The 15,115-nt window shown below is 47.0% G+C and carries 11 protein-coding genes; 10 read left to right on the forward strand and 1 reads right to left on the reverse strand.

The window, feature by feature from the left end:
• The first annotated feature begins 27 nt into the window (after positions 1–27).
• Complete coding sequence (locus EIM92_RS06525) at positions 28–1,374, forward strand: TolC family protein (RefSeq protein WP_125081995.1); 1,347 nt, start codon at positions 28–30, stop codon at positions 1,372–1,374.
• Between the two features lie 926 nt (positions 1,375–2,300).
• On the opposite strand, the gene EIM92_RS06530 is transcribed toward EIM92_RS06525, so the two are convergent.
• A complete protein-coding gene (locus tag EIM92_RS06530; RefSeq protein WP_164515043.1) occupies positions 2,301–2,972 on the reverse strand; it encodes a hypothetical protein in 672 nt (223 codons plus the stop codon).
• 828 nt (positions 2,973–3,800) lie between these two features.
• Here EIM92_RS06530 and EIM92_RS06535 point away from each other — a divergent pair.
• The 9 genes from EIM92_RS06535 to EIM92_RS06575 all read left to right on the forward strand — a co-directional run bounded on the left by EIM92_RS06535 (position 3,801) and on the right by EIM92_RS06575 (position 15,101).
• Entirely contained in the window at positions 3,801–6,512 is a 2,712-nt protein-coding gene (locus EIM92_RS06535) for a stalk domain-containing protein (protein WP_125081996.1), read from the forward strand.
• 49 nt (positions 6,513–6,561) lie between these two features.
• A complete protein-coding gene (locus tag EIM92_RS06540; protein WP_110931039.1) occupies positions 6,562–7,734 on the forward strand; it encodes a sensor histidine kinase in 1,173 nt (390 codons plus the stop codon).
• Positions 7,727–8,455: a response regulator gene (locus EIM92_RS06545; RefSeq protein ID WP_125081997.1), complete on the forward strand. Its 729-nt coding sequence runs from the start codon at positions 7,727–7,729 to the stop codon at positions 8,453–8,455. The genes EIM92_RS06540 and EIM92_RS06545 overlap by 8 nt, the downstream gene beginning before the upstream one ends.
• 267 nt (positions 8,456–8,722) lie before the next feature.
• Complete coding sequence (locus EIM92_RS06550; RefSeq protein WP_125081998.1) at positions 8,723–9,148, forward strand: hypothetical protein; 426 nt, start codon at positions 8,723–8,725, stop codon at positions 9,146–9,148.
• Positions 9,149–10,269: 1,121 nt separating this feature from the next.
• The gene (locus EIM92_RS06555) at positions 10,270–12,564 is read left to right on the forward strand and encodes an ATP-dependent helicase ComFA (RefSeq protein WP_246021224.1); all 2,295 of its coding nucleotides are present in this window, start codon (positions 10,270–10,272) and stop codon (positions 12,562–12,564) included.
• A 252-nt stretch (positions 12,565–12,816) separates the two neighbouring features.
• A complete protein-coding gene (locus EIM92_RS06560; protein WP_246021225.1) occupies positions 12,817–13,647 on the forward strand; it encodes a ComFC family protein in 831 nt (276 codons plus the stop codon).
• 109 nt (positions 13,648–13,756) lie between these two features.
• Positions 13,757–14,176 carry a TIGR03826 family flagellar region protein gene (locus EIM92_RS06565; protein ID WP_125081999.1) on the forward strand — a complete coding sequence of 140 codons (420 nt, stop codon included), beginning with the start codon at positions 13,757–13,759 and terminating at the stop codon, positions 14,174–14,176.
• A 131-nt stretch (positions 14,177–14,307) separates the two neighbouring features.
• Positions 14,308–14,604 (forward strand): flagellar biosynthesis anti-sigma factor FlgM, encoded by a 297-nt coding sequence (locus EIM92_RS06570; protein ID WP_125082000.1) that lies wholly within the window; start codon positions 14,308–14,310, stop codon positions 14,602–14,604.
• Positions 14,601–15,101, forward strand: a complete 501-nt coding sequence (locus tag EIM92_RS06575; RefSeq protein WP_125082001.1) for a flagellar protein FlgN — start codon at positions 14,601–14,603, stop codon at positions 15,099–15,101. The genes EIM92_RS06570 and EIM92_RS06575 overlap by 4 nt, the downstream gene beginning before the upstream one ends.
• Positions 15,102–15,115: the final 14 nt, after the last annotated feature.

The raw sequence follows: 15,115 nt of genomic DNA on the forward strand, positions 1-15,115 counted from the left end.
TGATTCGGGAGAGAGAGGTAAATTTTTATGAAAAAATGTCTATCGGCAATGATATCGTCACTGCTATGTTTGAACCTTTTATCAGCAGGGCCGGTAGCAGTCTATGCCGCACAAGCGGATGAAGACAACACGATTCGTACCGGGAAAGAAGCGACTCTCAAAGAGGTGTTAAGGGATTCCTTTATTGATTCAGGTACCTTGGTGCCAATTAAACGCCTAGACCTGGATACGGTGCTGAAGTTATCGTTGGATCATTCACTGAATTATAAATTATTAACTTTTAAATTGACGGCTTTAAAATTAAATGAAGGCAGTCTTAAAGAACAGAAAAAAGAACTTGATCAAGCTAGCGGAGGAGCCGGCAGTTCATATACATTACCGGAATCCATCGAGGAGATTCAGGAGAAATATGGTGAGATTCCGGAGGAGATGCTGCCATCCTTATATCCAACGCTAGAAACTAACATCGTTGTTAATCAGTTATTGAATGGTGTTGGAAATATCGCCGATGCCATGAATAAGCAATTGCAGGGACAACGCGATCAGTTGATTCTTGCCTTGAAACAGATAGAAATGGAACAGGCGAACACGGTTCTTGAGTTAGAGGAAGCTCGCATAGGAATTGAATTGCAAGTGACTTCGCAGTATGCGGAACTGCTCTCGTTAAACAAACAACGGGCTGTGGCCGAGGAGTACTTAGAGATACTAAAAGCAGATATGCGGCGAGCCGAACTGTTGCAGGAGATGGGGATGATTTCTGCAGCCAAGGTGACCGAGGCGCAAAGGGAAGTTCAGAAGCAGGAGCGGCAGATGGAAGGGTTAAAAAACAAGTATGAGTTGGCATTAGTCCAGTTTTGCTTTGACCTTGGCATTGCTTATGATCCGAATATTGTACTGGCAGACCTGCCGGATTATACCCCGCAGCCCATCCTTCGTTTGGAGAGGGAGCGCATATTGGCGAAATCATTTGAGATGAAGCGGCAGTGGAACTCGATCATTCTGGCAAAGCATCAAGAGAGTCATACTAATGCTACTAATGATGATCAAGAAGATTTGCTAGAGATGAACGTGCGTATCGCAGATCAACAGGCTGAGAAGGCACGCATCGAACTTAACAAAAAAATCGATGAGCTGTACAGTAATGCGGAAATGGCCTACAAGGCTTACGAAAATGCCTTGACTGATTATGAGAATGCTAAGCAAGATAATGTACACATGATGAAACGATTCGACAACGGTTTAATATCCCGCCATGATTATGACAAATCAGCATTCATTTTGACGCAGCAGGAGACTGCTAGGGAACTAGCTCGAATTCAGCTTTACGTAGTAGAGCGTTCGGTGGATGCGCTTGAAAAAGGCTTTATTATGTAACAGCAGTTTAAGAGTTCATATTCCTCTATCGTTCCTCTATCCCTTAATAATTATGATGAAATTGAATTGGTTAGGCATGCAAAACGTTCTTCCATTTTTAAGATGGCAGGACGTTTTTGTGGTTGTCAGCCTGGTTATGATTGTTCTATCGTCAAGTAACCTTCACGAGTAGGGATGTTGCCAACGGCAAGAAAGATGCACTTGGCGTTTAAATATTCCCAGCAACGCATCTTCTTAACGACAGGATTTGCCGCCCAGGATCGCCGGCCCTACCTTATGGCCTGATCCGCAAACCCAGATTTTTAACTAGTCTCGCACTTCAGTTATTCAGCCTTCCTGCATCGCGTAGTAAGCCTTCCTGTAGTGCTGTAGTCAGCCGATTGTAAGCCCACTGTAGTCATGGCCTCTCCGCGTGCTCTATGTGCCTTGTACCTGCAAGCTGCTGTAGTCAACCGCTCTGCATGGCTCTGTGTACCTTTTACCTGTAAGCTGCTGTAAACGGTAAACGCTGTTCTGTACGGCTTGCACCACTGTAGTCAGCCGAGTTACATACCTCTTTGTAAGCAACTAAGTTAGTGTCTGTCTAGAATACATATTTGCAACGCGAACTATTGTACGGCGTCGCATGTGAGAGGATGATTCGCGCAATAACTGGATTAGCAGTACGTAAAAGTTGCGCTTAGTTGCTGAGTGTACGATTAGCTGGATTTCTTGTAGTTAATATGAGCCAAAAGGGGAAGTAAGTCAAAAAACAAGATGTAGATACACGAAATCCAGTTGTTTTTTCTAATCGTGGAATAGGGCTAAAAATAGATACGAGAAATCCATCTAAATTTAATATTTCGATTAGGAAGTAAGCCAAGTTGGATTCAACCGAAGCTTTCATAAGGGTTGGTAGATTATAAGTCTTACGAAACCATAGCGAGTTAGTATACTAAGTCCCAAGCGTTTCTAATAAGTTCATACTGATGTACGCGCAATCCAGCCCCGGAGTAAATGGGGCGAAGCCAGCCTTTCTGAGTTAGTGAATGTAAAATCCGAATGGCCGTGCGATGATCCATACAAAGATGCGTTGCTACTTGTTTGGGGCGTACAGGCTGCATAGAACTTAAGCATAAGCGAATAACTGCTGCTTCTTCTAAATCGCCCGGCTTAAGGGAATGTTGTTGTGTCAAGTAACGGTTGAAAAGTAACTGCAACAAATTGCGGCATATTTCGGGCCTGTTGGCAACGTCATCGTATGCTAGGGATATTACTCGGTAGCCAAGTGTTTGCAAGTAAAGCTCGCGATTCAATTCATTGCTGTATTTTGTCCGATCCATCTCGGTGACATGCGGCCCATAGCCTTTAATTTCAAGTATGAATCTTAAATGCCCTGGTAAGAAGGCAAAATCACTGAAATAGGAGCGTCTGCGCCAGTCGGGAATTTCAAATTCGGGATGAAGATGATCAAAGTTTCCGAACAGGGGCCACCAGATATTTTTCAGGAAGAGTGTCTCGCCGTGACCATGCCCCCTCTCAAGACGTGACCTACGTTCTCCCTTGCGACGCAGAATGTGACTGGAAATAAATTGCTTGTGAGCTTTTTCGAATTCCATGGTATACCTGCCTCCCGATAGATTTTAATGGATATCAAAATATAGTAAAACACAAAAAAACGTCCTACCCATAAAAGCTGGACAGGACGTTCTTCGTCATGAATAACATTATTATACAAATAAATGCTATATTTAGCCAGTGGTATAGGTAGTAGCAGATTATACTTTGCCGGGAAGAAGAGGGGGAGGAGTAGGGAAGAGGAGGGGAAAGGAGTGGAGTGGGGAAGAGTGACAATAGGCGTGGTAGCTTTTAATTTAAATGGATTTTGAGCTATTAAATCAACCGAATTTCATATTAAGCTGAAATTAGCTGGATATAGGGTATTTAAAATGGCTTAAAAATTTGAAAGTTACTCTCTTGGCAGATTTAATTACCATAAATCCAATTAATTTTATTCTCGAGGTTATTTGCTTTAAATAGGTGCATTAAATCCATGTATCTTCGATCTGGGTAAGTATGCCCATACCATAAGTCATTGATTCAACATGATGATGCGAAACTCATTAATCCATCCGTGAATCACCATCAATTACCGTCAATCGCCATCTTCACCATCAATTTTGCCATTTCTCCACTAAACTCTGCTAATAACTCTACCATTAATCTACAATCCCCTTTCCACTAACTCAATTTCACCATTATCCCACGACTGACTCCCCCTTTAGACCTCTAGATCACCCTAATTTCTTTTCGTTTCATCAATCTTGTGATTTTGCGTAACTTTTCCGTCTAAAAGTAGTCTATTATTTATGTACTAGATTCTTGGAATGGAAGAATAGGGATCTAATTTCTGCATAAAGCATACAGATGGGAGAGTAATGAAATAAATGGTAGTTCGCAAAGACGCAAAATTGGTACGGGTCGCGGTACGAAGCGGAAAGAAGCTTGCTATTGTTACGCTGGCCGGTTTGATATGGATTCAGCCTGTCTGGCATGTTGGAACAGGATGGTTTGGACCTGTTTCATCGGCTCATGCGGCTTCGGAGCAGGCAGTCAAGTTGAGTGAAGAATATATTACGTCTGGCGCCAAGCTATTAAAATATCAATATACGACAACTAGATCCGGCAAGTCGGTAAAGGTTCTTGCTGATGTCATTCAAGTAGATTTAACTAATCCCTACGTTCATCTAGATGTCATGACCGGAAAAGAAGGACAAGTGACTACCCGTCAGTCTGTCCAGGGGATGGCTAGGGAGACCGGGGCGGTTGCAGGCATTAACGGTGATTTCTTCTCGATGACGGGGCAGGGCGTTGCGCTTGGTGGTACAGTATCCCAGGGAACGCTTGTAACGAGTCCGTCGCAGCTTACGGGGATGTACGCCTTTGCTGTCCGCAATGACGGCACACCGCTTATCGATCGCTTTGAGTTCCAGGGCAGCGTTATGACAGATAGTGGGCTGGTCTTTCCGCTGTCCGGCATAAATCAGGAAGCGTATATTACGGAGCCTGACAAGTCCTACAGCCATGCAAATAAGATGTATATATATACAAGTGCCTGGAAGTCTGAGGATCGGCCTAAGGATAGCTCAACAACGCCTACAGAGGTACTCGTCCAAGGTGATGTGATTCAGCAAATATCGATCCAAGCGGCGATACCCGCTCAAGTGCCTTCGGATGGGTACATATTGCGAGCGCATGGCGCAGCTGCTGATTTTATTGCGGCTAATATGTACGTAGGTCAGCGATTGGATACAAGCTATCGGCTGCGTTCCGTTGCTAGCGGGCAGGAGCTGGATCCTGCTGAATTGAAAATGTTGATCGGCGGACATACACTGCTTGTGGATCAGGGGAAGCCCTCTACATTTACCCGCTCTATTACCAGCATTAGCGGCAGTAGTGCAGTGGCCCGTACGGCTGTGGGCTATTCCAAGGATGGAAAGTATGCCTATCTGATTGCCGCTGAAAAGAACAGCAACAGCTCTGGCATGACTTTGGCTGAACTGCAGAAGTTCATGACGGCGATTGGCGTGTGGAGGGGGCTAAACCTGGATGGCGGCGGCTCTACGACAATGGTTGACCGGCCGTTGGCAGAGAATGAAGCTACCCTGACCTTTAGAACATCGAACGGGGACGGCTCGCAGCGCGCGGTGGCCAATGGTCTTGGTGTGTATACGACCGCTCCTCAAGGCACGCTTAAGGGACTTAAGGTTAGCGGCGAATCCTCCATTCTCATTGGACAGACGGTAACTTATTCACTTAAAGGTTATGATAATTACTATAACCCGGTAGACACATCAGGCATTCAAGCTGCCTGGAAGGCGGATAACGGGAATGTAAGCTGGACGGGGGCAGACTTCAAGGGCGTGAAGGCAGGGACATCCCAAATTACGGCGGTTAGCGGCGAGGCTAAGGCAAGTATGTCGGTTACCGTGTTGGGCGGCAAAGATCTGGACAGCCTGTCTTCAACGACGACTTACGCTCCGCTTGAAGCGGGGACGAGCGTATCCGTCCCTATGACGGCCAAGCTTAAGGAGGGTCGTACAGTAGAGGTGCCAGCTGAATCCCTGACTTGGGAATTCAAAGGGATGAAGGCTTCAGTGTCCGACGGTGTTTTAACCGTGCAATCGGTGAACCCGGGTGCGAAGGTGGCCTATGCTACGGCAAAATATGACGGATTCAGTTCCACTCCAATCGTTTTGTCGACTTCGGTGGAGCAGATCTGGGAGAACTTTGAGAATGCGGCGTACCCGATTTCTTTTAAAGGGCTGCCTGTGGAAACAACAGGATTGGCCTCCATTGTGCAGGGCACGGGAGATCGCCAAAGCTCTAAAGTGCTTCAACTCGATTATGACTTTTCGAACGGCGTAGGCAATAAGTTTGCTTATGCGGAATTTAATGGAACAGCAGGCCAGAGCATCCCAGACGGCTCTACAGCTATGTCGATAGATGTGCTGGGGGATTCTAGCCTCAATTGGCTGCGTGCTGAATTTGCAAATCCGGATGGAAAGGCCGTGTATGTGGATTTGGCCAAGCCGCTTAATTTCTCGGGCTGGAAGACGTTGACCGTCGATCTGACCGCTGCAGGCTTGAAGCCTTCCGCAAAGCTAAAGCGTCTGTATCTCGTGAATCTGGAAGAAGGACAGGATGAGCGGGCATTAATGGGAAGCGTATCTTTTGATAATATTAAATTCACATCACCTGTTATGGATGGAGACACGGGCGTGCAAAGCGCCAAAGTAGTCATGACAGTTGGTCAGAAATCCTTGACCGTCAATGACAAAAAGCAAACAATTGATGTAGCTCCGCTACTAAAGGATGATACGACCTACGTACCGATCAAGTATGTGCTTGATTCTTTTGGTGGACAGTCAGAATGGAATAGTACGGCTAAGAAAATCACCGTGATGTCTGGCAGCACAGTACTTGAATTAACGGTAGGCAAAAAAGAATTTACGCTGAACGGAGCACGAAAACAATCAGCGGTTTCGCCAATTATCGTCGATGGAAGGGCTTTAGTCCCATTAAGATTGGTGTCGGAAGCACTTGGTATTGATGTAAAATGGGAAAAGAAAACCAAATCCATCACCCTTGAATCATGATATGATAAACTATGGCATATATGGATACAAGGAAATGGAGAAGGTGTAATTGGATTTTCAAGCCGATGCTATAGATCGCGTAATTAAGAACGCCATAGGCGTTATGGAAAACAGCAAACTGCAAATGTTGGAAATATTGGATTCGGCACGAAATGAGCTGAAGACGCTGAATAATGAGCTTCAGCAGGTCATGAAGGAAACCGCGGAGACCGTGGAGAAAGTCGACCAGCTTGAAGTGAATTACAGACGTTCCCGCGTCCGGCTGACAGAAGTCAGCCGGGATTTCGTGCGCTATAAAGAAGAGGACATCAAGCAGGCCTACGAGAGAGCAACACAGCTGCAGCTCGACCTGCTTATTTACCGTGAAAAGGAAATGTATCTGAAGGCCAGACGTGATGAATTGCAGAAGAGGGCTCGCAATGTGGATAAATCCGTTGAACGGGCGGAGACAATCGGCACGCAAATGGGAGTTGTGTTAGAATACTTGTCAGGGGAGCTCGGACAAGTTACACGCATACTAGAGTCCGCCAAAAACCGCCAAATCATCGGCTTGAAAATCATTCTCGCACAGGAAGAAGAGCGGAAAAGAATCTCCCGGGAAATTCATGATGGACCCGCCCAGTTACTTGCAAATCTAGTACTTAGGACGGAAATTGTAGAAAGAATGCTAGCTAGGCAGGAATTTAAGATGGTTCAGGACGAAATAATAGATTTGAAGGGACAAGTGCGCTCCAGTTTGGAAGAAATGCGAAAAGTCATCTTCAATCTTAGGCCGATGGCTCTGGATGATCTGGGGCTCATTCCGACCTTGCGCAAATATGTGCATGACTATGAAGAAAAGACCAAAATTCGGACGACCTTTGAGACAAGAGGCAAGGAATTCCGTTTGACCTCTGCGATGGAGGCCGCGGTCTTCAGATTGGTCCAGGAAGCGCTCACTAATGCGGCAAAACACGCCTTTCCAACGTATGTCGTCGTAGAAATTACGTATCAGGCCCAGATGGTTAAAATTATGGTGCAGGATAACGGACTGGGATTCAAGGTGGATCAACTGGAGCAAAAGAACAAAGAGCATACCCATTTTGGATTAATTGGCATGCGGGAAAGAGTAGAATTGCTGGAAGGAAGAATGGAAATAGAATCAACGGCGAATTTGGGTACCAAAATCGTCATCCATATCCCGACAAACGCAGAGAAGAGGAAGGAGTTACAGGATGGATAATCTAAGTTCTAACACTAAACAGACAATCAAAGTTCTCTTGGCTGATGATCATCAACTTTTTCGTGAAGGCCTTAAACGGATCTTAAACATGGAGGAAGATATTGAGGTCGTTGGCGAATGCGGCGACGGATCCCAGGTCTTGGAGTGCTGTCAGCAATTTTTTCCTGAAATCGTCTTGATGGACATTAACATGCCCCAGTTGAATGGGGTGGATGCAACAGCCGAGCTTCGCGATGCTCTCCCAGAGATAAAGGTCATTATTCTATCTATACATGATGATGAGAGTTATGTGTTTGAGACGCTTCGCAAAGGGGCAACAGGCTATTTGCTCAAAGATATGGAGGCAGAGTCGCTCGTAAATGCGATTCGCACAGTAGCTGAGGGGAACGCTTTTATTCATCCGAAGGTAACGGGCAAATTGATTCAGCAGCTGCGCCGGATGGAATATTTAAGCGAGACTGGTGCTATTGCTGAGGATAGTGCTATTCGCGAGGCTGGGGTTAAATTCGTAGCCGGGGATGATAATCCACTGACAAGACGCGAGGCGGAAGTGCTTCGTCTGATGGCGGAAGGCCGCAGCAATAAGATGATCGGCGAACACTTATTTATTAGTGAGAAGACGGTTAAGAACCATGTCAGCAGTATTTTGCAGAAAATGGATGTGGATGATCGGACGCAGGCGGTTATTAATGCCATCAAGTTCGGTTGGGTAACTTTATAAAATGAGGAACTTTGCTATAGCGGATACAGACGCCAGCAGGGAGAACTAGCGCTTTTAACTTCCAATATTTTCTTTTTATTGAAATGTGAGGTCGTTAAGGATGGTTGGTAATGCAGTTTGGCCTGTACATATAGCTAGGCAGCATGATTCTAACGCAACAAACCAAAGTCAAAGTCCCGTTTTACACTACCATTAGGGGCCAAATGAAGGCCCAGTAACCGACTTTCTTTCCGCGGCATATATTGTCGCATAAGGAGGTTGAGTCGCATGGTTCCTTACATGGTTTGGGTCCTGTTAAGCTATGGTGTTGCTGGATTAATTGTGCACCTTCTTCATAACAGGCAATTAAGGGATAAGCCGAATCTTTGCAAACAGGTTCACTATATTCTGGTGGCCCATAATCATGAGAAGCAGATGGAGTGGTATTTGCGGGCGTTACTTTGGTACAGTTGTTTAAGAGCACAATCATTAAGGGTTACAATACTGGACGAGGGATCGCAGGATGATACGCTGGCCATCATTGAACGGATGAAGTATGCTAATGGCATGGATCTGACCGTGATCGGCACAGCCGACATTGAGGATCAACATGAGAGCATCTGGTACAGCAACCCTGAAGATGGAGAGCAATCGAAGTTCATTGATCTCCGCATACCGCAGGAAGCGGCTAAGATACCATATGTCCAGGTATAGCTGGAATCAATTGAATATGGAGGAGAATCGTAAGATGTGAAGCACACTCTTGGGCCAGGGCCGAGGGGTGTGCTTTTTTGCATTTTTTGTAGAAGAGGTGAGCTGGGAATCGGAGGAATGCTTAGGTGAGGCCATGAATGTACAGGGATGTACGTTAAGTAGGTGAATGCATGCAGTTGAGTGAATTGACGTAGCTGGATGAGATGAGTGTAAGGGTTGAAGTGTACGTTAGTGTATACAGGCGAAGGTGGGTGAATGTAGGAGAGTGAGGTGTGTGCGTAAGCGTGTATAAGTGAATGAGGTGAAATGTAGGGGATGAACGTACGTAGCGTAGGTGAATGCAGTAGCAGTACATAGCAGTTATGGGGCACACCGTTATGCATGTGGCAAATGTAGGGGAGTGAAGTTTAAGTAAGTGTAATCAGGTGAATGCGAGTGAATGTACACCAGATGTACATAGAGTCATGGGCCACAGGTATGCATGCAGTAAATGCAGGTGAGCGTACACGGGGATGGATATATGTGGATTTCCTGAATAAAAAACGCAGGGGCAGGGGGCAATGGATTGTAAGTGGAGGTGAAAAAATGCAAGAGAATAAAAAGGAATGAAAAAGAATCTGATGAATTCCGGGTTATATGAATGAAAGAAAGAAGAAATGAAGAAGGAGGAGTGGCTGATAAGTAGGAGGGCGGCCAATGCCCAGGCAGGAATTAACGAGGGTTCAGTATGATTGCTGTGAGCCGGTGATTTGAACTAGTTGAGTGCGTGCAAGGTTGGTGCTGGTGACTAGTATGGGGGAGAAAGAGCATGGTTAGCTGTGTTAGCTGCGATATTTATTGGAACCCGAGAGGGTGAAATTGATAAGAAGTATGGAGGGTTTTAGGATAGCTGGATTTGTTGTATTTAAAAGTGTTGCTCTTCTGTTATGTGTGTAAATAGCTGGATTTCTTGTAGTTAGAACGAGCTTTATAGGGAAGGAATGTCTAAGAAAAGGCATTAGATACATGAATTACAGTTATTTCAAAAAGTCCGGGACAGAAGTTAAAAATAGTGACAAGAAATCCATCTATATCTAGCATTTGCGATAGGAAAAGCCAAGGGAGAGAAGGAGGGGAGAAGATTGAAAATCTGCGTGTATGCAGTCAGGTGTAAAAAAGGATGGGGGATAAGGGTTAGTCTTGATTTTGCAGTTGATTTGGCGTGGTGGACGCAGGGAGAACAGAAGGGGGAGAGGGCTTTTGATCAGAGTGATACGGGAGGGAGTAATTTAGACCGCCAAGCTAAAGGGGAGGATGAGGTATGCGAACACGGGACAGTGTCAACCGAGCATGAAAAAGATGCACAGAGGGCGGATATCCTTCTGCTGTTAGCTGATGAATTGCCTCTTGGTTTGGGGATAGGCCTGCGTGATGAATTTGTACATAATGAGGCGATGGACGAGTGGGGCCCTAGGGAATGGAGAGAATATGTGCAAGTAGAGTGGGGCAAGCAGCTTGAGAAAGAAGGAAGCCGAGAGCGCTCCTTTCTCCAGGAGCTTAAATCCGTGCAGCTTATATGGACCAGATTAAGCGGGATGACACCGGAGGGGCGGGTCCTCGAAAAAGAGCTGGGAGCAAAACAGGCTTGGGCGGGGGAGTTGATGGAGCGGGTTGCGAGATCCGGTCTAGGGGCATCGGAAAAACAGGTGTTGGATGTGTCTGTACCAGACACGGAAACGATGGACGGAATAGGGATAATGGACGCGGAGGCATTAGATACGCGAGAACTGGGCACGGAGGTGGTGGAGTATGCCGCGTCACGTCTTGCGAACGCACTGGCGGGGCGCTCGCTGCTGGCAGCGGAGCTGCAGCAGCTCCTCGCGGAACGCCTGCCGGAGCTGGCGCCGGCATGGCGCTCCGCCGCCCAGTACGCGCACCTGCGGGGGCGCGTACAGCTCACCGCGGGCGTGGCCCCGGCCACCGCCCGCCATAGCCGTGCCCTGCTGCGCAGCAGGGCACGGCCTCCCCGCTGCCGGCGTTGCGGCAGCGAAGCCCCTCGCCGCACGCCCTGCGGGTCGTGCGGCCTGAGCAGCTGCGCCTATTGCGAGGCCTGCCTCGCGCTGGGGCGCAGCCGCTCTTGTGCGCTGCTGCTTCGCGGCAGCGCAGATGCCGTGCCGCCGCCTAGCTGTGGCGGCGGCACGGGGGGTTCCCCCACCGAGTCCTTGCTGGACCGGTGGGGGCTTAGCCCCGCGCAGCGCGCAGCTGCGGGGGAGGCGCTGCGCTTCCTGGCGCAGGCTCGCGGCCGCGAGGCGCCCGGCGGCGGGGGCGGTCGCCGGCATGGCCTGAGCGGCATGCAGCGCCCTGTTGGCAGCGCTGTACCCCATGGCGGCGCTCGCAAGCGTCAGGGAACCGCTGTCGCTGCGCCATGGCAGGTTCCGCGCTTTCTGCTCTGGGCTGTAACCGGGGCTGGGAAGACAGAAATGATCTTCCCCTTGATTCAATATGTGCTTGATCGGGGAGGGCTGGTGCTGGTAGCTACGCCAAGGCGTGACGTCGTCCTTGAGCTGGCACCGCGGATTGCTGCAGCTTTCCCTGACGAGCCTGCGGCAGTTCTGTATGGAGGAAGTGCGCAGCGCTGGGATCGGGCTAGGCTTTATTTGGCTACAACGCACCAGCTCCTAAGGTTCCATCAAGCCTTCGATCTCGTAATCATCGATGAGTTGGATGCCTTCCCCTATCATAACGATCCGATGCTTGCTTTTGCCGCGGAAGCGTCTTGTAAGCCGGACGGGCGCTTTATATTTTTATCAGCTACGCCCCCATTGTCTTTGCAACGTCAGATTCGGCAAGGCAAGCTGCCGCATGCTAAAGTTCCTGCACGATTCCATGGCTATCCCTTGCCCGTCCCTCGGCGGATTGCCATGAATTCCGTAAAGGAGGCTTTGGAGCGTCAGCGGTTACCCGGCTCATTGCTGCATCCTTTATACGAATCCATTCAACGTGGAGCGCAAATTTTTATGTTTGTTTCTCGCATTAAGCATATTGAGCCTTTTGTTGCTCTTTTAAGACGCAAATTTTCTGACCTTTCAATTGCAGGCACTTCCTCGCAAGACGAGGATCGTGCGGAGAAGGTGCTTTCTTTCCGTTCAGGAGAAATTCGTCTTCTTGTAACGACGACCATTCTAGAGCGAGGGGTAACTGTACCAAAAAGCGATGTATATATCTTGGATGCCGATAGTGCGCTTTTTGATGAGGCGTCTCTTGTTCAGATGGCAGGCCGGGCCGGACGATCCAAAGACGATCACGCAGGCTTTGTTATTTTCGCATCTCCGGAGTGGACTGTATCCCAGCGCGCAGCTGTGAAGCAAATTAAAGCGATGAACAAAATCGCTCTTAAAAAAGGCTTCCTCCGCACGGAAGAACAGCGAACCGATTAACGTCAATTTTTACGAACATCAGTTGTTTTGGAATATAGATATAAGCTTCAATAGACTTTTTTAGAGCAAAAGTTACGCTTATCTAGCCAACCCTTACGCGACACTCCGCTACAAATAAAAGGCAGAGCGGCTAGGTTAGTGAAAAGAATATGGCAGCAAGGGGAAGGAGATTTGTATGATACACGCTGCAGGGCGAGTGGGTAGACTGGAGCCGGTTTTGAAGGGAGTTACTAAAGGAGCGAGGGGGGTTTCATGGGAATGTTTGGTCAGTTCTGGTCTGGGGTGCTAAAGCCGATCCATCAATTGCTCGCCAAAGGAGGAAGCAACTGCTTGGCTTGCGGCAAAACGATTTCTATATGTGTACCCGGCTATTCTGAATTGTGTTTGCCATGCTATTCGAGCATCCCATGGATTACGGAGCCTCGCTGTCACATATGTGGTCGTCATGTCGGGTGTCCCGATTGCAGTCGTAAGGGAGGAGTGCCGCGCAGTTTTGTCATGAACCGCAGCAGTGTGGCGTATAACAGCACCATGCGTCAGTGGCTGGCTCAGTACAAATATCGGGGGCATGAAGGATATAGTTTGGTACTTGCACGCATGATGGGGCGAGCCATGGAACAGATGAAGCAGGAGCTGAAACCTCAAGGAATTAAACTTGACGGTGTAGTTTTCGTTCCGCTAAGCGAGGAAAGATGGAGGGAGCGAGGCTTCAATCAGGCGGAAGAACTGGCTAAGGGGGCGGCATTAGCAGGTAGACGTGCTGGAGGCAGACTCCCTTTGCTCAATTTATTGATGCGTTCTCGGCATACCGATAAACAAAGCTTTAAGAGCAGAAGCGAGAGATTGATAAATATGCAAGGTGTATTTCAGACTTTGCCCGATGCGACGGAACAGCTGGGAAGGGTTATTTTGGGGACCCGTAGAACTGGCCTTGATCATGAAGCAGTTATTCGTTTGCTGCTGGTGGACGATGTTTATACGACAGGGAGCACGATTAATGCTTGTGCTGCTGTTTTACAGAACATTTGCGGGCAGCTCGGTTTTAGCGGAGAAATTTACAGTTTGACCTGGGCAAGATCATAAAAATTTACAGAATGCAGTATTTTTGTGTGAAATTATGGACGAGTCCCCTAAATATGAGGTAATCTATTATTATAGACAGCTTTATGATGGACAAGTAGGGGGAATGGTGATGAATTTAGGGAATTGTCCGCGTTGCGGCAAACTGTTCGCCAATAATTTCAGGGACATCTGTCCTGCCTGTGTTAAAGATATTGAGCATGAGTACGAGAAATGTGTCAAATTTCTACGTGAAGAGAAGACGGCCACCATTCAGGAAGTTTCCGAAGCGACCGACGTTTCTATTAAACAGATTACGAAGTTTATCAAAGAGGGCCGCATTACTGTGGCTGACAATCCAAATATGATGTATCCGTGCGAAGTATGCGGGGTTCTTATTCGCGAGAATAACATGTGCGATTCATGCCGTGCTCGTCTAACGAGGGATTTCACCGCAGCTGTCCGGGGAGATGCCGGAACTCAGCGAGCTAATGCTGATGATCGTAATCACAGTGGAGCTTATAGCGCTGTCGACAAATTTCGTAATCAGTAAGGCTATAAGAACCTAAAAAATGTTATATAATATAAATAAACCTACAGTTCGCTATTAACATTGTTTAAACCTACGCCGATAAACTTAGTAAAGATTATCGGTTTTTTAATTTGGAAAGAAAGGTGGAGCCCATGAAAATCAACGAAACAGGACGGGTTGGAGCCCTTAATAATTATCAACGGCATATTGAAACACAGCGTCAGGATTCAGACCGTAAAGCACGCCGCAAGGATGAGGTGTCCATCTCAACGGAGGCGATGGAGCTGTTGAAGGCACGGGAAATGGCACAAGATCCCCGGCGCTTAGAACGGATTGAAGAGCTGAAATCCCAAGTATCCTCGAGTATGTATCACGTTGATGCAGGCAAGCTGGCAGAGAAGCTTGTACCGTATTTTAAGTCTTATACACAATCGGGTGATCAAAGTTGAGTGTTTATCAAATTATTTCAACTTTAAAGAAATTGAATGAAGTTCATGTCCAATTGTTAGAGATCGGCAAAGAAAAGCAACAGGCAATTATTAAAAATGATTCTTTCGTTTTAACTACGCTTATGACAAAAGAAAATCGTTTGTTGAAGAAAATGGACGATATCGAGGTACAAAGGGGTGAAGCTGTAACCTCCTTTTTAAGTGAGAAGGGGATCCGTTCGCAGTTGAATTTGACTGTTTCAGAAATTTCTCGGCTTGTCTTTGACCCAGATGAAAAAAGAGAATTGTTAGAAATTCGTGATTTATTAGTAGATAACACTATGCAGTTAAAAAAACAAAATGAACATACAAAGGAATTATTAGAACAATCCTTACATTTTATTGATTTCTCCTTGAATTTAATATTTGGCGTAGATGAAGATATGATTTATAGAAAACCAACAGATCAACAGCCAACATTAACAAATAGAAATAATTATTTTGACACAAAAGCATAATACGGCTTAGGTTT

Source organism: Paenibacillus lentus, from assembly GCF_003931855.1.
Lineage (GTDB): Bacteria > Bacillota > Bacilli > Paenibacillales > Paenibacillaceae > Fontibacillus > Fontibacillus lentus.

Bases quoted from the DNA above. Each gene is read 5' to 3' on its own strand.
- EIM92_RS06525 (WP_125081995.1), top strand. From the start codon at position 28: ATGAAAAAATGTCTATCGGCAATGATATCGTCACTGCTATGTTTGAAC.
- EIM92_RS06530 (WP_164515043.1), bottom strand. From the start codon at position 2,972: ATGGAATTCGAAAAAGCTCACAAGCAATTTATTTCCAGTCACATTCTG.
- EIM92_RS06535 (WP_125081996.1), top strand. From the start codon at position 3,801: ATGGTAGTTCGCAAAGACGCAAAATTGGTACGGGTCGCGGTACGAAGC.
- EIM92_RS06545 (WP_125081997.1), top strand. From the start codon at position 7,727: ATGGATAATCTAAGTTCTAACACTAAACAGACAATCAAAGTTCTCTTG.
- EIM92_RS06550 (WP_125081998.1), top strand. From the start codon at position 8,723: ATGGTTCCTTACATGGTTTGGGTCCTGTTAAGCTATGGTGTTGCTGGA.
- EIM92_RS06560 (WP_246021225.1), top strand. From the start codon at position 12,817: ATGGGAATGTTTGGTCAGTTCTGGTCTGGGGTGCTAAAGCCGATCCAT.
- EIM92_RS06565 (WP_125081999.1), top strand. From the start codon at position 13,757: ATGAATTTAGGGAATTGTCCGCGTTGCGGCAAACTGTTCGCCAATAAT.
- EIM92_RS06570 (WP_125082000.1), top strand. From the start codon at position 14,308: ATGAAAATCAACGAAACAGGACGGGTTGGAGCCCTTAATAATTATCAA.